29 protein-coding genes are annotated in these 16,020 nt (G+C 43.5%); 14 read left to right on the top strand and 15 right to left on the bottom strand.

What is annotated here, in order from left to right:
* The first annotated feature begins 178 nt into the window (after positions 1-178).
* Complete coding sequence (locus tag Q0541_RS09530) at positions 179-958, top strand: hypothetical protein (protein WP_298908765.1); 780 nt, start codon at positions 179-181, stop codon at positions 956-958.
* A gap of 122 nt (positions 959-1,080) precedes the next feature.
* Here the strand turns inward: Q0541_RS09530 and Q0541_RS09525 are convergent, their stop codons facing one another.
* The 9 genes from Q0541_RS09525 to Q0541_RS09485 form a co-directional block, all read right to left on the bottom strand.
* Positions 1,081-1,299: a hypothetical protein gene (locus Q0541_RS09525; RefSeq protein ID WP_298908763.1), complete on the bottom strand. Its 219-nt coding sequence runs from the start codon at positions 1,297-1,299 to the stop codon at positions 1,081-1,083.
* Between the two features lie 19 nt (positions 1,300-1,318).
* The gene (locus Q0541_RS09520; protein WP_298908761.1) at positions 1,319-1,681 is read right to left on the bottom strand and encodes a hypothetical protein; all 363 of its coding nucleotides are present in this window, start codon (positions 1,679-1,681) and stop codon (positions 1,319-1,321) included.
* A gap of 1 nt (position 1,682) precedes the next feature.
* Positions 1,683-2,048 (bottom strand): hypothetical protein, encoded by a 366-nt coding sequence (locus tag Q0541_RS09515; RefSeq protein WP_298908759.1) that lies wholly within the window; start codon positions 2,046-2,048, stop codon positions 1,683-1,685.
* A 59-nt stretch (positions 2,049-2,107) separates the two neighbouring features.
* Positions 2,108-2,341, bottom strand: coding sequence for a hypothetical protein (locus Q0541_RS09510; RefSeq protein ID WP_298908758.1), 234 nt, complete (start codon positions 2,339-2,341; stop codon positions 2,108-2,110).
* A 366-nt stretch (positions 2,342-2,707) separates the two neighbouring features.
* Entirely contained in the window at positions 2,708-4,534 is a 1,827-nt protein-coding gene (locus Q0541_RS09505) for a hypothetical protein (protein WP_298908755.1), read from the bottom strand.
* Positions 4,522-4,689, bottom strand: coding sequence for a hypothetical protein (locus tag Q0541_RS09500; protein WP_298908752.1), 168 nt, complete (start codon positions 4,687-4,689; stop codon positions 4,522-4,524). The genes Q0541_RS09505 and Q0541_RS09500 overlap by 13 nt, the downstream gene beginning before the upstream one ends.
* Positions 4,690-4,691: 2 nt before the next feature.
* Positions 4,692-5,651, bottom strand: a complete 960-nt coding sequence (locus Q0541_RS09495) for a hypothetical protein (RefSeq protein WP_298908749.1) — start codon at positions 5,649-5,651, stop codon at positions 4,692-4,694.
* A gap of 4 nt (positions 5,652-5,655) precedes the next feature.
* Positions 5,656-6,198 (bottom strand): hypothetical protein, encoded by a 543-nt coding sequence (locus Q0541_RS09490; protein ID WP_298908746.1) that lies wholly within the window; start codon positions 6,196-6,198, stop codon positions 5,656-5,658.
* A complete protein-coding gene (locus Q0541_RS09485; RefSeq protein WP_298908743.1) occupies positions 6,198-6,548 on the bottom strand; it encodes a hypothetical protein in 351 nt (116 codons plus the stop codon). The genes Q0541_RS09490 and Q0541_RS09485 overlap by 1 nt, the downstream gene beginning before the upstream one ends.
* A gap of 215 nt (positions 6,549-6,763) precedes the next feature.
* On the opposite strand from Q0541_RS09485, the gene Q0541_RS09480 reads away from it, so the two are divergent.
* From Q0541_RS09480 to Q0541_RS09470, 3 genes are all read left to right on the top strand, one after another.
* Positions 6,764-7,345 (top strand): site-specific integrase, encoded by a 582-nt coding sequence (locus Q0541_RS09480; protein ID WP_298908740.1) that lies wholly within the window; start codon positions 6,764-6,766, stop codon positions 7,343-7,345.
* Positions 7,342-7,494: a hypothetical protein gene (locus tag Q0541_RS09475; protein ID WP_298908737.1), complete on the top strand. Its 153-nt coding sequence runs from the start codon at positions 7,342-7,344 to the stop codon at positions 7,492-7,494. Before Q0541_RS09480 ends, Q0541_RS09475 begins: the two co-directional genes overlap by 4 nt.
* Before the next feature lie 170 nt (positions 7,495-7,664).
* Complete coding sequence (locus tag Q0541_RS09470) at positions 7,665-8,006, top strand: hypothetical protein (RefSeq protein ID WP_298908735.1); 342 nt, start codon at positions 7,665-7,667, stop codon at positions 8,004-8,006.
* A 120-nt stretch (positions 8,007-8,126) separates the two neighbouring features.
* Here the strand turns inward: Q0541_RS09470 and Q0541_RS09465 are convergent, their stop codons facing one another.
* The 5 genes from Q0541_RS09465 to Q0541_RS09445 form a co-directional block, all read right to left on the bottom strand.
* Positions 8,127-8,540 carry a DUF4102 domain-containing protein gene (locus tag Q0541_RS09465; RefSeq protein ID WP_298908732.1) on the bottom strand — a complete coding sequence of 138 codons (414 nt, stop codon included), beginning with the start codon at positions 8,538-8,540 and terminating at the stop codon, positions 8,127-8,129.
* 63 nt (positions 8,541-8,603) lie between these two features.
* Positions 8,604-9,152 carry a hypothetical protein gene (locus tag Q0541_RS09460; RefSeq protein ID WP_298908730.1) on the bottom strand — a complete coding sequence of 183 codons (549 nt, stop codon included), beginning with the start codon at positions 9,150-9,152 and terminating at the stop codon, positions 8,604-8,606.
* Entirely contained in the window at positions 9,121-9,345 is a 225-nt protein-coding gene (locus tag Q0541_RS09455; protein WP_298908726.1) for a hypothetical protein, read from the bottom strand. Before Q0541_RS09455 ends, Q0541_RS09460 begins: the two co-directional genes overlap by 32 nt.
* A gap of 72 nt (positions 9,346-9,417) precedes the next feature.
* Entirely contained in the window at positions 9,418-9,840 is a 423-nt protein-coding gene (locus tag Q0541_RS09450; protein WP_298908723.1) for a hypothetical protein, read from the bottom strand.
* Between the two features lie 122 nt (positions 9,841-9,962).
* Positions 9,963-10,355 (bottom strand): hypothetical protein, encoded by a 393-nt coding sequence (locus tag Q0541_RS09445; protein WP_298908719.1) that lies wholly within the window; start codon positions 10,353-10,355, stop codon positions 9,963-9,965.
* Positions 10,356-10,647: 292 nt separating this feature from the next.
* On the opposite strand from Q0541_RS09445, the gene Q0541_RS09440 reads away from it, so the two are divergent.
* The 10 genes from Q0541_RS09440 to Q0541_RS09395 all read left to right on the top strand — a co-directional run bounded on the left by Q0541_RS09440 (position 10,648) and on the right by Q0541_RS09395 (position 14,941).
* The gene (locus Q0541_RS09440; protein ID WP_298908717.1) at positions 10,648-10,830 is read left to right on the top strand and encodes a hypothetical protein; all 183 of its coding nucleotides are present in this window, start codon (positions 10,648-10,650) and stop codon (positions 10,828-10,830) included.
* Between the two features lie 84 nt (positions 10,831-10,914).
* The gene (locus Q0541_RS09435) at positions 10,915-11,229 is read left to right on the top strand and encodes a hypothetical protein (protein WP_298908714.1); all 315 of its coding nucleotides are present in this window, start codon (positions 10,915-10,917) and stop codon (positions 11,227-11,229) included.
* 102 nt (positions 11,230-11,331) lie between these two features.
* Positions 11,332-11,514, top strand: a complete 183-nt coding sequence (locus tag Q0541_RS09430; RefSeq protein WP_298908712.1) for a hypothetical protein — start codon at positions 11,332-11,334, stop codon at positions 11,512-11,514.
* A gap of 106 nt (positions 11,515-11,620) precedes the next feature.
* Positions 11,621-12,046 (top strand): hypothetical protein, encoded by a 426-nt coding sequence (locus tag Q0541_RS09425; protein ID WP_298908711.1) that lies wholly within the window; start codon positions 11,621-11,623, stop codon positions 12,044-12,046.
* 90 nt (positions 12,047-12,136) lie between these two features.
* Complete coding sequence (locus Q0541_RS09420) at positions 12,137-12,277, top strand: hypothetical protein (protein WP_298908709.1); 141 nt, start codon at positions 12,137-12,139, stop codon at positions 12,275-12,277.
* Positions 12,270-12,527, top strand: a complete 258-nt coding sequence (locus tag Q0541_RS09415; RefSeq protein WP_298908707.1) for a hypothetical protein — start codon at positions 12,270-12,272, stop codon at positions 12,525-12,527. Before Q0541_RS09420 ends, Q0541_RS09415 begins: the two co-directional genes overlap by 8 nt.
* A 290-nt stretch (positions 12,528-12,817) precedes the next feature.
* Positions 12,818-14,008: an IS110 family transposase gene (locus Q0541_RS09410; RefSeq protein ID WP_298908705.1), complete on the top strand. Its 1,191-nt coding sequence runs from the start codon at positions 12,818-12,820 to the stop codon at positions 14,006-14,008.
* Complete coding sequence (locus Q0541_RS09405; protein ID WP_298908702.1) at positions 14,005-14,199, top strand: hypothetical protein; 195 nt, start codon at positions 14,005-14,007, stop codon at positions 14,197-14,199. The genes Q0541_RS09410 and Q0541_RS09405 overlap by 4 nt, the downstream gene beginning before the upstream one ends.
* Before the next feature lie 30 nt (positions 14,200-14,229).
* Positions 14,230-14,580 (top strand): hypothetical protein, encoded by a 351-nt coding sequence (locus Q0541_RS09400; RefSeq protein ID WP_298908700.1) that lies wholly within the window; start codon positions 14,230-14,232, stop codon positions 14,578-14,580.
* Between the two features lie 22 nt (positions 14,581-14,602).
* A complete protein-coding gene (locus Q0541_RS09395) occupies positions 14,603-14,941 on the top strand; it encodes a hypothetical protein (RefSeq protein WP_298908698.1) in 339 nt (112 codons plus the stop codon).
* 311 nt (positions 14,942-15,252) lie between these two features.
* Here the strand turns inward: Q0541_RS09395 and Q0541_RS09390 are convergent, their stop codons facing one another.
* A complete protein-coding gene (locus Q0541_RS09390) occupies positions 15,253-15,966 on the bottom strand; it encodes a gamma-glutamylcyclotransferase (RefSeq protein WP_298908696.1) in 714 nt (237 codons plus the stop codon).
* Positions 15,967-16,020 lie beyond the last annotated feature (54 nt).

The raw sequence follows: 16,020 nt of genomic DNA, 5'->3' as shown, positions 1-16,020 counted from the left end.
AATTTTAGCGATCGCACCTTTTTCACCCAACCTCACAAAATCGCGTTGCTCCCGTCGATACCTCGTTATGGCTTCGGACACAGACATGCTCCCTTCTGCGTATATCGACGGGAAACTCGGTCCCATGGCCGGTCCCGACGAGCTCTCGGTAATACGGCTTGATCGGTCCCCTGCTGCTATGAAACCCATTACGGTGGAGGTAACAAATTCAGTGATCGGTCCCCCTTCTTCGGTCGCCCTCACACCGGATGGCAGGTACGCCATCGTGATCGAAACCCAAGGTCCACGTCCTGGCGAACTGCCGGATGCCAAGCTGAGTGACCTTCCTCTTGGCCGCACAATCACGGTCGTCGATCTTTCCGACCCGGATCACCCGAAAGTGGTTCAGAAGCTCAAAGGGTTCGATAGTCCCCTCTCTGTGTCGGTCAACGCAGACGGCACACTCGTAGCCGTCGTCTTCAAGAAAACGCCTCAACGGAAGCAGCCGCTTCTGGCCATGTATCGTCTTCAACAAGGGAAACTCTCTAAGCCTTTCCTTCCAAGCATTCCTGGTCCTGAGGCTGGTGATGCCCTTGTGAGTGCGGAGTTCCATCCAAAGAAAAATGTCCTTGGGTTGGTCTACAGCGAGCATCCGAGGCTATCTTTAGTTCAGGTAGACGCGACCTCAAAGGCCGTAGTGCTCTCAAGCTGGGGCGATCCCGTCAACCTTGACATTGCTCCTTTCCTTGTGCGTTTTACCCCTGATGGTCGGTTTGCCATCGTAAACGCAATGCTGCTCGGTACTGATATTCGTGGAACCGTTTCCAGTATTCGGCTTGAACAAAGCACAGCTGCGGATGGTACCCCGCACCATCTTCTCGTTTCCAGGGCAGACACTGGCGTGATGCCAGAGGGTTTGGCCATAAGCCCCAATCAGCACTGGATCGCTACGACGAATCCCCAGAGTTACTCGTGGTGATTAGTACCTTGGTTACGAATTAAGTAAGCTTCAATTTTAAGCATTAATTCCCGAAGATCACCTATTTTTTTTCCAACATCATTTATTTTTTCCTCAACATCATCAAACCCCGTAGAAATGCCTTATGAAATTTGTTTTTGATTACCTAAAAGGTGTTTAAAATTACGCTCGTCATTAACCGCTTGTGCAGACGCAGCTTTTGCTTCTTGAATAGCCTGTTGTCTTTCAAAACTAGCTTGCTGCTTTTCAAATTTTTGTTTGTCACTCCATCGAAAAAACCAACCTGATGTAGCGACAATGAAGGAAAGTGCAAAGCCAGCGAAGCCTAGATCAAATTTCATATAAAATAATTAGGGAAAGTTATTTAAGAATTGCTTCCCAAATTTTGACTTTACAATTACCTACCGGAAAAGCTAACCTAAAACGCAACGTAAAAGGTGAAATTCCATCAGGAAATATAATAACCCTTGGTATTTTGTTGGGTAACGCATAACTGCTTGAAGTTTGTGCTATGCCACCTACTTGAAATAAATTGACTGTTTGCACCAAATAGCCTGCTATATTCCTGGGGTTAATATTAGTAGTAGTAGCGAGTACGGCTACTATTCCTGAGGTAAATTCTCTGGGAATATCAAAATTTTGATTGCCTAAAATAGACTGGTCAAATCTGACATTCCACAGATAATCATTTTTAAGGTTACTAGAACCCTCAAACAATTCCATCCTAATTGCTCTTTAAAGTGCAACTGTTGATGTTGTATTTTGTTCCAGCAATTATTATTTTCTTACTGTTCAATTTCCCGCCGGTGGTCACAGCACCGAGCTTATCTGGTTCACAAAATCTGACAGTACTTTTGCTATTTCCATTTCCATCGGTATAGCCAATGCGTACCTCAGCAGGGCGAGGACTGTTAGCACCAAACATCAACCCAGCGTCAGTATCTTTGGCGATCACTACCCCCAATTCCTTTGCAACGTCCTTTGGATATGCATCTTTTTTGCCTCGCCAGGCAAAACGCATAGCACCAACGTTACCCACTGTTCCTCCCAGGTTAATGTAGTAAACCTGGGATTTTGCTTCCTTAGCCATTTTCACCTCAAGATATTAATTATTGCTTGCATCAAAGATGCAGAGAACTCATCCCACAACTAAGGAAGGTATGGTGTAGGTGCGGCTACTAATGCACCAGTAGAGCCAATGGCGATCGTCGCTGGCATGGTAACAGTGATTGAAACAGTACCATTTTCAGTGTCAATCGTAATTTGAACATTGTTAGGACGATCAGCCACAGGGATAGCTAGTTCGGTAACTTGAGCGCGAACAGCGGTTTCCCATACCTGACCTTCAAGAGTAGTAGCGACAAGTGTTGCAGCAGCTGCCATAAGTGTGTACCTAAAGTTGGTTGCTTTTAATACATCTAAGCTAGTGCCTCAAAACCAACTCTGTCATCACTTATCGCTTACTCTCCCGATGGAGCCTTAACCCTCAATCGGTTTGTCGTTAGCGACTTGCTAATTTACTGCTGTTCCACTTAGAGAAAGTTTCCACATCGTTTTTATTTAGCCACCATTTACCAGCTGCCTTAAATGCTCTTATCCGTTTGCGGATAATGTGGTAACGAATAGTACTGCTATCAAGATAAAGTAGCTTGCAAGCATCACTCATTGATATGTATGTAGACTTACCGTTATTGTCAGGCTTATTGTTTTTATCGCTTTGACATTTTATGCGTCTAGGGCATCTTTGCATTAGGAAAAATCAACCCTCCAGTCGGGCTTATTGTTCTTCTGACCATTAGCAAAGTATCTACCATACTTGGGATAAACTTGTGCTATTTTAATAGGTACTTTGGTGACAATCTTTCCACCTTTGAAATAAGATCCCTCTAATTGTTTTGAGTCTATCCAAGGTTTAATGGCGTTTAATATTTTTACACATTCAGATTCATTTTGAGCATTGATTGTAACCTTACTGTTATCAGCTAAAACTAAAATTCCCTCCCAATTACCTTTTTTATAGGGAGGTAAGGATGGTTTATCATTCTGCCCACCCTTCCAGTGCGGTACAGTAATTGGGTACATTGCACTGGCATATTTTGCAGCTTCCTTAGCAGTTGCAGCACTCTTTCTTTCAGCACATTGAATCACCATCTGAGGTTTATCACCCTCATGTCGCAGTTGCCAAGAAAGAGGTACAGCGGCTGTAACATCAAGCTTTTTTACAGCCTCTTCAATCATTGCTTGAATTTTTCTGTAATCAATATCTGGGCAACATTGAGCCATACAATCACAATCCTTTGGTGGCAGTGGAGGTGGAGGTGGTAGCGGTGGCGGCTTCCCTATTGGGCAGTCCTTCGCCGATGGATTTGAAACATCTATTTTGTAAACTTCGGGTGTATAGCCTCCGGAAGAGAGACTATCTAGAATTGCCCCAATTGATGTTTTTGTTTTTAGTCCATTAACGGCAATGGTTGCTTGAGAGGCATAGTAAAACGGATAACCATCACCATGGGGGTTACCGCCGCTATACACGCCGTTACCTTGTCCAAGATATTGCTGATAACGAACGCCGTTGCCCAGATTGACATTAGAATTACTACCAGTGCCACCGCTGCTCTCTAACCATTCAACTAAAGTAGTATTGCCTGTAATACCCTGTTGGGACTTCCAATTTAGCCAAAGACCATATATTTCATCGAGTGAACTGGGTACAATTATTTGCTCAAAATGCCCACCAGTATCAACCCCGTTTACTAAGTTCGGTACGTAATAATTCCCCAATAACTTAATCGGGTAAGATATCCCAAATGAGATACTTCCACAAGGCGATAATTCCAGTTCCCTTAGTTGCCTAATCAAGCTTTTTGGTATTGGCTTTGGAATAGGTTCTTTTAAACGAGGAATGTCCTTTTCTTTTGATTCAGGTTGTGGTTTTTGTTGGGGTTCTGGGACTGTCGGCTTTGGTTGTCCCGGCTGTACGGGTTCCGTTGGTTTAGGCTGTGGATTGAATTCTGGTATCTTTGGGATGTCAATTTTTGGTAGTTGTGGAAAACTGAACTTTGGGATTTGGATTTTTGGTATCTCAAAGCGTGGAACCTTTTCTAGCGAATATTTTATGACTTTGGGGATACTTTTTATAGCAAGTCCGGCACCCGAACCTGCCTCATAAAACCCTCTTTGTGCTAATCCAGGACTACTGTTTTCAAGTATTATTTTGTTTCCAAATAACCTATCTATTATTCCTGCTGTATACCACTGAAACTCACCTTTCATTTCTGATATTAAAGGTGAAGCAGCCCCACCAGTACCACCTTGAAAAGCCCACCTTAATCCAATATTTCCACTACCACCGTTATCAGGATTTATTGACGATTTTCTGTTAACAATTACGTCACCCACGGGTGTTGCTGTCTTCTGTCCAGACCGAATATTTTCTTGTACAGGAGGCAAAAGTCCCGGGCGGATATGGTCAGGTAAACCCAAGTTTCTCTCTAACTGTCTTCTCTGCTCTGCAATATCTGGTACGTCTGTTCTTGTAGGAGTAGCGCTTGGAAGTCCGTAAGCTAAATTTCCCATAGTTTTGTTAACTGCCCTGGTGCATCCTGGTTAACAGTAAATGACTGTTTTGTGGGATTGGTGGTAGTAATTGGTGATGATTGCTCTATTGGTGGCAATACATCAAAATGTAGCGGCGTTCGTGTGGTTGGTTCAGCGTAAGTTACATCTGCCATCTTTATGAAAACGACAATGATGGATAATTACTTTTAATAGTATTTTTTACAGCAACATCTTTTGTTGAATTAGGAGAAATATATTCTGGGTACACCAAAAGTGTTGCAATGTCACCAGTAAAAAGTTTATCCTTGGTTCCTATCCTGAATCTATCACCAGGCGTAAAAGTACTTTGTTGTTGTCCTTTGCTTATTCTGTCCACCATTACTTCGTAGGTATTGAAATCAGCATGAATACTAACTAAGTGACTGCCAGTGCTAGGCATACTCGCAGGATAGCCATCAAAACGGCTATTTCTGAATGTTCTGAAGTACCCACTACCTGATACAAACTTCCAGTAATCATCAAGTCCAAAAGTTCTAACAAGATTGTAATTATCTGCTTGATAGATAGTGAATACACAATAAATAGTTGCGCCTACTGCATTCCCTAAAAAGGGTGCAATTTGTAGCTCTTGTGTACCTGAACCATTCCATCTAAGCACTGACTTGCCGTCTATGCCTGTAGCTAGTGAAGGAGAATTACTGCCAAAGGGGGACGCATCCCTAGCATTATTTGATTTATCAACTAAACTTCCGCCCTCAAGTAACAATGCCATCCCTGCCGGATAGCCGGAAATAATAGTCCCTGTATTCCCACTACCACTGCCACTGCCACTACTACTACTACTAGTCAACCCTGCCAGTAAATCAGCTTTAGAGATTTTATAAAGCAAACCATCAACATCAATACCAATAAAATAATCAGAGTTAGCAGCAACAGTTTTTATTGTCGTTGGAACACTAAATGCACCACTACTATTGCCACCTCCCCCTGGTGTACTAGATAGTAAATCTATAATTGATTGAATGGTTGTTTTTCCTAATATCGGCTTACTGCTAACTCCTCCATCGATATCAAGTGCAGGTAGGATATCATTTAAACTAAGGTTAACAATAGTTTTTAATTTTGATACTTGCATATTTTTATTCCACTCTTAATACTGACTGATCGTAAATAGGCGATTCCTCGACAACAGTTCCCAGTATTAGAATTCTGTCGTCATCCTGCAACAAGCCATACCCTACGTCCCTTATTTGCGCTGTTATTATCGCATCAGGAGCAACATCAAAAGTGTTTGCACTGGTGAAGTAAGGTAGCAAGCTTAGATAGTAAAAGGGGCGTTGGTTGAATAAATAGATATCTGTTACTTTGATTAACGGTGTAGCAGATGTTTTCATAAACAATGAAATACATTTTTTAGCGTTGTTGTTGAAAGTTGTTTTCGCGTTCTCAGCAATAGTGTCATCTGATGCCAAGGTGTCATTCTCTACAACTTCTAATTCATCAATGCTTGTAATATCAATTGTCAATCGTAATGAAGTAATAAAACCGCTATACTTGGCATTGCTCACTACGTCCAAACTATTAAGTAATCCTGGTTGGTAAAGCTCTACCATGTCTGTACTATTAGTTGCATTTAGCTCATGCAAGATGTTGACGTTACGAAAAATCCCAGGATTAGCCATTAGTTATTAGCTCCTACAATCCCAGTTAAAGCTAGCGGTGTTTTGGTAAGAATCTGTCCTGAAGAAAGTACAAAACCATTTACTGCTGTGCCCGTGGAAGCTTGGGGAAATGCTGCTAATCGTTCACCGATTGTTTGATTAGTGTTGACTGTTACTTGGGCACGCGCTGCACACTCTCTAAGTTGATATAAAGCTTGTACTACTCCGGTGGCAGATTTTGCATTTACGGGAGTGGGAGTGATAGCAGATAATCTCAGCATTAATCCATATGTTGGATCTACGACGAATAAATTAGTTAAACCTGATGCTGTTTCTAGTTGCTGAAAAGTCAAGTCAGTGATTTGTGTCATGAAAGCAGATTTGATGAAGTGATAAATCTTTTGTATGGCTGATTGAAAAATAAGTAAATGTTCTACTTTTATGTAAAACAGGCACAATCACTGAAGACGTGTAAGCCTTGCTGTGATTACGATTAAGTCGAATATTTCTAATATTGGAAGTTAGGAATATTCCGGTTTAACCACTCTAAATGGTTAAACCGGAACAAGAGAACAGTAAAAATTAAATGAAAAATAATCGAAATGGACAAGCCGCAATTTTAAGCGACGCGGATTATTCCAAAATTCGTAAGCAGATCCGCAGTCAAAAATATAAACTGCTTTTGGATCTAGCTTGGTACACCGGAGAAAGGTGGGGTGCGTTGGTAAAGTTGCAACTTCTCGACGTGTACAACCTTGATGGTACACCTTGCGAGTATATCAACTTTCGCGCCAGAACTCGCAAGGCTACGCCGAACGGAAAACGACTTACTCGCCAGGTGCCGGTTCACCATACTTTGGCTGAACTACTCACTGCATATAAGCCACCGCCAGATTCAGTTTGGTTATTTCCATCTAGGGGAGCAGATAAGGCGATGGGGCTTAGGGCGGCTGACCAAATTTTACGCGCAGCTGTAGACAGAGCCGAATTAACAACTAGGGGCATATCAACTCATTCCACCCGCCGGACTTTTATCACCCGGCTGGCAAATCGAGGTGTGAGCTTGGCAATCATTAAAAAAGCCACTGGTCACACTGACTTGAAGGTGCTTTCCCGGTATATCGAGGTAAGTGACGATGACGTAAAAAACGCGATCGCAACTCTATGAACTCCAAACTCCTATTCCTGCAAATCGAGATATTCTTTGAGCGTTTGCAGGGTGGGGAGTATGACCATCCCTTGCTCTTGGCGATGGCACTGGAAAATCTTGCTAACCAGGCTTGGGATGAAGTTGACGAACTATACCCAAATCTGTGACGAACCGAAGTCACAGCGAATAATCTAGTCGAATCTACATTTTTGCGATGCCGAAGGCGGTTCGCTTCGCGACCATCGCGCCAAAAAGTGCGATCGCTTTCTTTGGGCATTGAGCATAACTCGCGTTGACTGTAATATGTGCTTGTAACACGCATTTTCAGGCAATGGACATGAGCAAAAAAGCGAGGGTCGGCATTCCTTGGCAACCGGGCTGGAACAGTGGCAAAACAACCTCGATCCGCGTACCTATTGCCCTCAAGGATGACATTTTAGCTTACGCTAGGGCTGTTGACTCCAAAGTGATAAACGATCATGGTCAGCAAATCCCCTTATTGCCAGGGGATTTTTTGCAGGAATTTACCATTGGTCTGATAGAACGCTACATCGAGTACAAACGCACTATCTACCACCCTAACCAGAATTCAAGAGTTCTGGACGTTAGTACTCGTCCTTGGGATGAGTTGCGGCGGTTTCAGAAATTGATTGCTGATTCTCCTGAATTGTTGAGTTAGGGGCAAAGGTCTTTCGGCATCGTTGACAAAACCAGCGCTGAATATGACGCCCCTTGCATTTGTAACTACCATGTTTAAAAACCAGCAATCCCTCACACATTGGGCACGGCGGACGATTAGTCATTCAGTTAAGCCTCGGATCAAGTTCTCAATCTCAATCGGTAATCTACCATCTGCGATCGCAATTTCTACATCTGCCTTTTTACGCTTGGCAATGATGCTATTCACACTACCCAGGTAAAGCCGATTAATTTTCCTGCCAGTCATCCAACAGTACCGAAAATACCAATATTTATTACCAGACCGCTCGACCCAGTACTTCTCTACCCAGTGAGTATCGTGTTGGGGGGCAGATTTTTGAGTATCAGATGCAACTTGCTCCCCAACACTTTTGTACGGAGACTCGGACTCTCTGATTTGCCCCCCAACACTATCACCTTGTTGGGGGGCAGTTTCAATTTTATCCCAAGACGGATCGTAAACGGGTGAAAACTTTGTAAAAGCTTCTAAATCAAAAAGTGTGGGTTGGTTCATAATCACTACAGGTTTTAATGTCGCTGCTTCCAAGTGGAGGCAGTTTTTTTATGCACTTACTCCCTAGTAATCCCTTGGGAGCTTGCTAGGGAACCAAGATTTTATAAACATCTGGAACTGACTCAGACCGATTCTTTGATCCATCCAATAACACTCACGTAGACAGGCAATTAACCATCCTTGAGGCTTGGGAATTCTTTCATGTCCACCACTAAAAACAAAGTGGTTAAGAGCTAATCGAACATCTTCAATACCAAACTCAAATAGATGCTTGGTTGTTCGTTTATTGGGGTCAAAGTATATTTGGTACTCAGCACAAGCTGTCAGTATGTCGTGTTGCCTTTCTAATTCTTCAAATTCGGCCGTGGTAGGAGTAAGATCATTGCTGCTGCTGTTTAACCCCGTTTCGGTAGAGAGGTCATTTAAGGGGTCTGTTTCGTAACTAGAATTATTGTTTTGTAAATTTTGTTTTCGCTTCTTTTTAGGTGGATTTAACCAGGACAATGGTCTTACAAGTAACTTTGATATTTTCCAACAGTAGCGTTTGATTACTTGCAAAACACGAGCAGATACCAGTATTTCAAATATTCTTTTTGAGGTAGTTGTGAGCATATGGTTTACCTCGGTTTTTGGCTACCCAAGCATTAAACTCTGATAAATCAGGCTCAATCTCAGATGCAATTTGTCCATGCCTCATTAACCATTGCCAAAGTGATTTAGCTGCTGGTGGAATATGGTGTTGGTAACAGTATGCTTCGTGTGCTTCCGTCCACGGAAGTGCATTTTTAAATGAGTTTTCTGGCATAATAGTATTAGTTATTTTTCAGAGAGCCACCACGATCAGCAAAATCACTTGGTGGCTTTTTGGTTTTCTTGTCTACTGTTTTACGTTTAACTGGTGGTTATCGGGGAACCAAGTTATTGCTTGGTAATCGGCATGATTACACCCGAACATTCCCCAAAAGGCTAGCCCATCCTGTTTGGCAAGAGCTTCTCCAACCTCACCCGCTCTCTGTTTAGAGGTGTGCCAGCACAGGGGCATCAGTCCTTGATCACTGGTTATGGCATAAGCAACGTAAATTAGTTGTCTGGTCATTGGTTGCGGCTCTAATCTGCTCCCAGCTTTCACCAGCGCTTCACTAAAAATTTTTGGTTTTTCTGCAAACAAGTCAGGCAGTGCCATGATTATCTGTTCAGCTAATCTTTGGCGATGGAGGTCTAAGGTGATTGCTGGCATTTCGGTTTTGATGTATTCCACCAACGGGCGGACTAGAACAGCTAGGTCATCATTATTGGTCATTGGTTATTGGTCATTGGTAATTGGTCAACTCGCGATCGCACTCCCTCCCCCAGAAGCGCGATGCCTGCGGCGGCAAGCTACGCAAAAACAAAACCGCCCTAGCCACAGTGGATAGAACGGTTTTATTCTTCTGTGTTATCAGAGGATTCTGAGATTAGGTCATAGATTTCTTGCTCTAACTCTGCTATTTCCTGTGTAAGCTCTAATTTATGGGCTTTACTCTCGCTTAATTGCGCCTCAAGCTGTTTTTGATGGTTGTCAACGTAATTTGAGTATTTAGACTCAATCAGTTTGAGACGCTGGAGGATTTTCCCATTAGTTGAATTTCGTTTGAGGGTATTTGTCCCACAGGAATTTTTCCTTCGACAACCATCCTCAGCAAATCTGCTTTGCTGTAACCCATAGCTTGAGCTACCGTCTCGAAATTCTCCCAATCCGCCCGACCGATACGGACTGACACTATCATCGAATCTTCCGCTAGTTTCTTGGGCCTTGCCATCTAAATTTAAAATCACAACGTTGTCCCCACCATATTGTATTACGGAATAATTTTGTTGTACAAAACCATTGACTAGTTATGTATGACAATATAATATTAGAAAAGTTTTGTATTACAAAACTTTGTAATCCAACTGCTCCCCAACGCCTAACCCTTTGCGTTGCAAAGATGGAGCAAGCACCCGCGCCACTGCGAAAGCCCCGGCGCGGAAACACCCTAAAAATCACCTGTGAACCGAGCGCGGCGAACGAGTTGACTGCGCGGTGATTTATATTGATGTCTGCACACTTACCAACTTAGGAAACCACATGACAACCACAGTTCAACAACTGGCTCAAAAGCTGCAAGATTTGCACGACAACGCGGTGATAGCGGTCAAGACTGAAGACGAGCAAGATTTTAGGATCGTCGATCTTCGCCTTGAAAAGGGATCTCTGAGCATCGTAATCACCAACGAGGATGAGGACGATGAGGAGGAGGAAGCAGCATAGCTATTGAAAAGGCGATCGCCTACCTGGGGTGCCGAAGGAGCAATCGCCAACTCTACTATTATTTGCATTAAGGAGATTGTACCAATGTCAAAGCCACTAGGCCATTACACGGGTTATACCCCAGGTGACGATACACTTCTTGCGAAATTGCAAGATAAATATGGTGCAGCATTCGAGAAAATCAGTAAGCGAGAAAAGCTGGTTATTCTTACCGTTTTGGCATCACACCTCGGTTGTGCGTTGGAAGGTGATTGTCGGGCTGAAATTTTCACCGTTGCCAAGCAGATAACCGAAGAGATAACCCTCGCTGACCAAGCAGGAATCATGGAAGCGATTATTGGTCAAGTTCGCTGGGGTCAAAATTTTGTCGTTACGCCAGGAGAACCGCCTATGGGATAACTAACCACTCCAAGTTTACTTTCAAAGGATTATAAGGAACAATACCAGCTTAGGCTGGGAAGCTTAGGCTGGTGTTTTTTTACACATCTAAAATTGAAAACTATGAATTACCGCGATGAAATCAGACCGTGGGCAATTTTTCAATGCTTCCCCAATGCCCAGAACACATGCGTTGCTCGGCTTCGTACCCGTACCGATGCTGATGCTTACGCAAGCCTTTTGCGCCAAGGAGGTGGGAAATTTGAGGTGATGTTTGACAGACAGTCCCAGCAAATTCAAGGATAACTCAGAATTTATGTAGCGATCGCGGTTTTTAGGCGCGATCGCTGACTCGATTCAAACACTTTCATTCTTGTACAAAATAAAAATATCGTGATCGCGATTATAAATTATGACCAAACATGATACATGGGTGAAGCTAAAACCTGGTAACCCTTATGAGCCAATCATGCACTTATTTGCAGACAGCATGATGCCCATGCGTGACCCGTTCCCAATCGAACTATCAGCAAATGCAAAAGCTTCCTTGTGGATGATTGACCTAGAACGGCTTAAAAGTTCTCAAGCTACTGCTATCACTCAACTTATTGCCACTAATTGTGGAGTTAACCCGATTGAAGTTCAAACAGAGGCTATGAACAAAGGCGGGTTTGCCATGAATCATCAGTGGGTTGAGTCGATGCAGTGTGGCAATGAAGGTTTTCAAAGACAAAGAGAACTGGCTGAATTTCTTGAAACTGCACCCGAACCAAGCCCCCAGGCTTGGACAGAATTTATTAACGGTCAGATTGAGCGCTGGATTGAAGGTAACGAATAGGCACCGGCAATTAATTCCATTGAGGACGTTCACCCCAGTCTAAGAACACCGGAACTCGAACTTTCTTTAAAAATGAGGAAAATCGAAACTATGATCGCAAATGGTAACTACTCGGTAATGGACGCTTTGAGTGGTCAAGCAATGACTGAAGTTCTTAATCAAATTGACCCCGAAAACTCATACTCATTAGTTGGTGATGACGAATTTGATGAGGATGAAATTTATGAATAATGAAAATTTAATGACTAAAGCACCAAATAATGAGTCTGTTACTTTGCCCAAGAATTTCTATGTGCTCAACATTTTAGCTATGGGAGTGGCTATACAAATTCTTGCCAAAATAACTGGAGAAAGCATAGAAGCATGGAAGGACTATATAGGGTCAAAAGCTAGCGAGCAATACCGTCAATTATCTGCTGAAAAAATTCAACAAATAGTTGATACTACGGAAATTCTACAACCGCCTGATGAGCCAAAATGACTCACCGGCGAAACGCGATCGCTCGTGCAATCGCGTCGCGGTCTGGAGTCCAAACCTAGACGTACAGCACTCTCATCACAGCAGCTTAGGGCTTTTTCAATGAAACAAGCTGTAATGGCTTTCTAGGATTCATAAGCTCGACTGCTGTGACTGCGCTGTTCCCTCCCCTATGTCATCAGAAGTTAGCGTTTCTGGTTTTGCCTTGAGAGTGAACTAGGCTGATTGGGCCTTCGGGTGATTCGCAGGCATGGCATCAGGGACATAAGACAGAACCACCCAGGAGGAATTAAATGATTAGAATCTTAGGACTTGATGTTAGCAAGTCCTCAGTTTCAGCTTGTCTGCTAACAAACAAGCCCTCAGACCCACGTCAATTTTATTACGAATGTCCGTTTTTTTGTTTAAGCGCCAATGTGCATGGTATTCAAGAATTACTCGCGCTCAAACCGGACATCGCACTGCTAGAGCCAACTGGCAACAATTACAGCAAACTCTGGGGTACTCACTTGGCCCGCGCTGGGGTCGAAGTTCGGTTAGTTGGTCATAAAGAACTGAGGAATTATCGAGCTTCGCACTTAGCGTTACCAGATAAAGATGATGATGCTGATGCCCTAGCGCTGGCTTGCTACTACTTCGACTACCACACAGAAGCGCGTCGATTTGTCCAAATTCGCGATCGTGCTATTGTCAAAATCCGGGAATTGGTATTAAGACTTGCTCACCTGAACCGCGTTCAATCACCGATCATCAATCGTGCGCGGCAAGATTTAGCCTGGCAGTTCCCAGAAGTTGCACTGGTGCGATCTGTCAGGAGTGAATCAGGTGAAGTGCCGTTACTGTGGGGGTGGCTAGCAAATGAACGCAAAAGCACCCGTTACGACCGCCTTTACTCCCAATCTGTGGGCTTGGGCGTCACTGACACCGTTCGCCAACACGCAAAACGTATCTGTGACCTGCAACGCGAGGAACACGACATCGAGGTAGAATTGCTTGAATTGCTTGCTGATTCTCGGTTTGACCATTACCGCACAGTTTTTAAAAAGTTTGGATTTGGCGCTCGCCTAATAGCGGTAATCATCTCTCAGATTTACCCCATTGAAGGTTTCTTGGATGCAACGAGAAAACCAGAGGTGAAAATCCGCCAGGGGCGAAACTCCAAAAAGCCGACTAAACGTCACCTTTCACTAAGAAGATTTCAGAAGGCTTTGGGCGTTGCTCCATCAATGATCGCGTCAGGAGATAGCAAAAAAAGCAAAGTTGTAGGGGGTTCCGACTTGTGTCGCAAGTCTTTGTGGCAGTGGGTGTTTACGAGGATTGAACCAAAGCGATCGCGACTCAAGAATGATATTGGTAAAATTTTGGGTAGTCAAATAGATACTGAAAAAGCAGCCGGTCGCCCAGTGAAGCTGGTTAGAAATCGCGTTGCAGCCAAAGGAGCGCGGTTATTGTTTCGGGAACTGGTTAAGGAGTTGAGTGAATGAAGCTTGAAATATACAAAGATGGTGGTTTTTACATCAGAGTAGGCAAATTGAGAATCATCGCTTCAACCAGGCACGATAAACCCCCTTCGCACTATCCATTTGGGTACTTTTGGGTACTCTGGGAAGCAGGAGATTATACTTATGCACTGATTGATATAGGGAAGAAAAAATTGGCTAGTCCAGTGGAATAATCAAATGTTACAAAAAGGGAATTACGACTAATGGAAGAAGAATATCCAGTTTACTTAAGACTTTCAGCCCAAAAACTATCACAGCTAGGATTTGATGCTTATGATAAGGATTTTGAAGAGTCAGAAATTCGACGTGTGCCAAGTCCTTTTAACCAAAGACTAGAAAATGCCCCCAAAGTTGGGGAAATTTGGATTAATCGTAAGTGGGAAACCAGCAATCAAATAATAGCTGTAGCACTCAATATATATTTTGCAGAGTGGGATATCATTTTTCGTGAATTAATGGAGGATGGGAGCCAAAAAAGTACAACATCTAGCTGCTTCCTTCAGATGTTTTTAGAACTTTATAAAAAATCTCCTGATACCCACCTTCCAAATTAACTGTACGAATTAAATTACTAGAGTGAATCTGGAACGCAGCGCGCAACCATTGGATGACCCCAAGCAAGGCTTCTTCTCCTCCGTCTCTCTGCTGCGGCTGGACCCGCAGACCGGGAGCATTGATCGCGTGGGAGAGTTTCCCTTCGACGGCATGTTACCTGAGTCCGCTGTCTTTGACAACACGAGTCGCTTTCTGGCTGTGGTGTGTTTTGCACATTTTGACCGCTCAAAGCCGAACGGATCAGTCGATTTCTGGAGACTGACACGTGATTTCGCTGACCCCAAGCGTACAGAACTGGTGAAGACTGACTTCTCGATCACGGTTGCACGAGGTCCACAGTCGATGGTGATAGCGCGGTAATTTAAAGGATTCGCTATGTTCGCTAACCTTCCTTCTGTTCTGTTGAGCTGTACAAGCAAAGCTGAAATGTCACCCCTTTGCATCGGGCGAACGCACCTACATTCAGTAAATCGCAAACTTTGTCATATTTATCTGAATTAAACAATCTGCTTGGAAAGCAAACACTGCACCTGAGTCTGGGCGATCGCTGCTCAAACTGATTTTTTCCAGAAATACTCAGTGATTGTTTTTCGGGGATAATTCTTTTCCATAATTTCAAATCTAGATTTTTCTAGTATCGGTTTAATAATTCAATTAGAGGTTTACAACAGTTATTCTGAAGTAGTAGTTTGAGTAGAGCCGCCACTAACTAAAAGCGCTTGTTGTTTTGCCAGCACTTGTTCGCGTAATAAGAGTAATTGTCTATCTTTAATGCCTTCTGCGATTAATCCATCGACAGTTCTGATGAGATAATCAGCGCAGTCACCGAATTTTCCAGATGCGGTGGCAATACTATCAACAGTGGTTGTGAATGGTATATGATCAGCGTACCTGGGATGTTGACGATTGGCAACAAAGGCGATCGCTTTGAATTCTTGCGTACCATCAAACATCTTTACCCAACGAGCAACGTAGACACCAGCTAACATCTCGCGTCGCCAAATCAGCAGTAATTCGGATGGTACATCGGCAGCAGCAATTCGATAAGCAATACCCCGACAACTACCGCCCCGATCAAGTCCTAAGAGTAATCCGGGATTCTCTGGAGTCCCGTAACCGAGGATCATCCATGTACAGAAGCGCCGATGCCAACCATAAATGATCCCAGCACGGCGCTCGACATATGTAATTAGGGGATTCCAAATCAGCGAACCGTAGGCAAATATCCAGATATCAGAATTTGTTGGTTGCTGTTGTAGTGTTTCATCGAGCGATCGCTGTAACTCATCTTCACTCAGGGTAGTTAGCTTTATTCCAGAGTGTGATGCTTCTAATAGTCTTGTCTGTTCATTTCCGGCTTCAAGGTCGCTACGACTGAGTGGCATAATAGACTTGTCGGGAAATAAGAGAGAATAGACAGCAGTCGTAGGGAAGGATCA

The sequence above is a fragment of the uncultured Nostoc sp. genome, assembly GCF_937863485.1.
Lineage (GTDB): Bacteria > Cyanobacteriota > Cyanobacteriia > Cyanobacteriales > Nostocaceae > Nostoc.
This window is presented reverse-complemented; position numbering and strand designations above follow the sequence as displayed.

Excerpts from the sequence above, each read along its gene's own strand:
- Q0541_RS09430 (WP_298908712.1), top strand. The coding sequence starts at position 11,332 with ATGAATTACCGCGATGAAATCAGACCGTGGGCAATTTTTCAATGCTTC.
- Q0541_RS09520 (WP_298908761.1), bottom strand. The coding sequence starts at position 1,681 with ATGGAATTGTTTGAGGGTTCTAGTAACCTTAAAAATGATTATCTGTGG.
- Q0541_RS09530 (WP_298908765.1), top strand. The coding sequence starts at position 179 with ATGAAACCCATTACGGTGGAGGTAACAAATTCAGTGATCGGTCCCCCT.
- Q0541_RS09405 (WP_298908702.1), top strand. The coding sequence starts at position 14,005 with ATGAAGCTTGAAATATACAAAGATGGTGGTTTTTACATCAGAGTAGGC.
- Q0541_RS09525 (WP_298908763.1), bottom strand. The coding sequence starts at position 1,299 with ATGAAATTTGATCTAGGCTTCGCTGGCTTTGCACTTTCCTTCATTGTC.
- Q0541_RS09435 (WP_298908714.1), top strand. The coding sequence starts at position 10,915 with ATGTCAAAGCCACTAGGCCATTACACGGGTTATACCCCAGGTGACGAT.
- Q0541_RS09420 (WP_298908709.1), top strand. The coding sequence starts at position 12,137 with ATGATCGCAAATGGTAACTACTCGGTAATGGACGCTTTGAGTGGTCAA.
- Q0541_RS09475 (WP_298908737.1), top strand. The coding sequence starts at position 7,342 with ATGAACTCCAAACTCCTATTCCTGCAAATCGAGATATTCTTTGAGCGT.
- Q0541_RS09510 (WP_298908758.1), bottom strand. The coding sequence starts at position 2,341 with ATGGCAGCTGCTGCAACACTTGTCGCTACTACTCTTGAAGGTCAGGTA.
- Q0541_RS09480 (WP_298908740.1), top strand. The coding sequence starts at position 6,764 with ATGAAAAATAATCGAAATGGACAAGCCGCAATTTTAAGCGACGCGGAT.
- Q0541_RS09485 (WP_298908743.1), bottom strand. The coding sequence starts at position 6,548 with ATGACACAAATCACTGACTTGACTTTTCAGCAACTAGAAACAGCATCA.
- Q0541_RS09390 (WP_298908696.1), bottom strand. The coding sequence starts at position 15,966 with ATGCCACTCAGTCGTAGCGACCTTGAAGCCGGAAATGAACAGACAAGA.
- Q0541_RS09400 (WP_298908700.1), top strand. The coding sequence starts at position 14,230 with ATGGAAGAAGAATATCCAGTTTACTTAAGACTTTCAGCCCAAAAACTA.
- Q0541_RS09500 (WP_298908752.1), bottom strand. The coding sequence starts at position 4,689 with ATGGCAGATGTAACTTACGCTGAACCAACCACACGAACGCCGCTACAT.
- Q0541_RS09415 (WP_298908707.1), top strand. The coding sequence starts at position 12,270 with ATGAATAATGAAAATTTAATGACTAAAGCACCAAATAATGAGTCTGTT.
- Q0541_RS09465 (WP_298908732.1), bottom strand. The coding sequence starts at position 8,540 with ATGAACCAACCCACACTTTTTGATTTAGAAGCTTTTACAAAGTTTTCA.
- Q0541_RS09450 (WP_298908723.1), bottom strand. The coding sequence starts at position 9,840 with ATGACCAATAATGATGACCTAGCTGTTCTAGTCCGCCCGTTGGTGGAA.
- Q0541_RS09495 (WP_298908749.1), bottom strand. The coding sequence starts at position 5,651 with ATGCAAGTATCAAAATTAAAAACTATTGTTAACCTTAGTTTAAATGAT.
- Q0541_RS09460 (WP_298908730.1), bottom strand. The coding sequence starts at position 9,152 with ATGCTCACAACTACCTCAAAAAGAATATTTGAAATACTGGTATCTGCT.
- Q0541_RS09490 (WP_298908746.1), bottom strand. The coding sequence starts at position 6,198 with ATGGCTAATCCTGGGATTTTTCGTAACGTCAACATCTTGCATGAGCTA.
- Q0541_RS09410 (WP_298908705.1), top strand. The coding sequence starts at position 12,818 with ATGATTAGAATCTTAGGACTTGATGTTAGCAAGTCCTCAGTTTCAGCT.
- Q0541_RS09515 (WP_298908759.1), bottom strand. The coding sequence starts at position 2,048 with ATGGCTAAGGAAGCAAAATCCCAGGTTTACTACATTAACCTGGGAGGA.
- Q0541_RS09440 (WP_298908717.1), top strand. The coding sequence starts at position 10,648 with ATGACAACCACAGTTCAACAACTGGCTCAAAAGCTGCAAGATTTGCAC.
- Q0541_RS09425 (WP_298908711.1), top strand. The coding sequence starts at position 11,621 with ATGACCAAACATGATACATGGGTGAAGCTAAAACCTGGTAACCCTTAT.
- Q0541_RS09505 (WP_298908755.1), bottom strand. The coding sequence starts at position 4,534 with ATGGGAAATTTAGCTTACGGACTTCCAAGCGCTACTCCTACAAGAACA.
- Q0541_RS09470 (WP_298908735.1), top strand. The coding sequence starts at position 7,665 with ATGAGCAAAAAAGCGAGGGTCGGCATTCCTTGGCAACCGGGCTGGAAC.
- Q0541_RS09455 (WP_298908726.1), bottom strand. The coding sequence starts at position 9,345 with ATGCCAGAAAACTCATTTAAAAATGCACTTCCGTGGACGGAAGCACAC.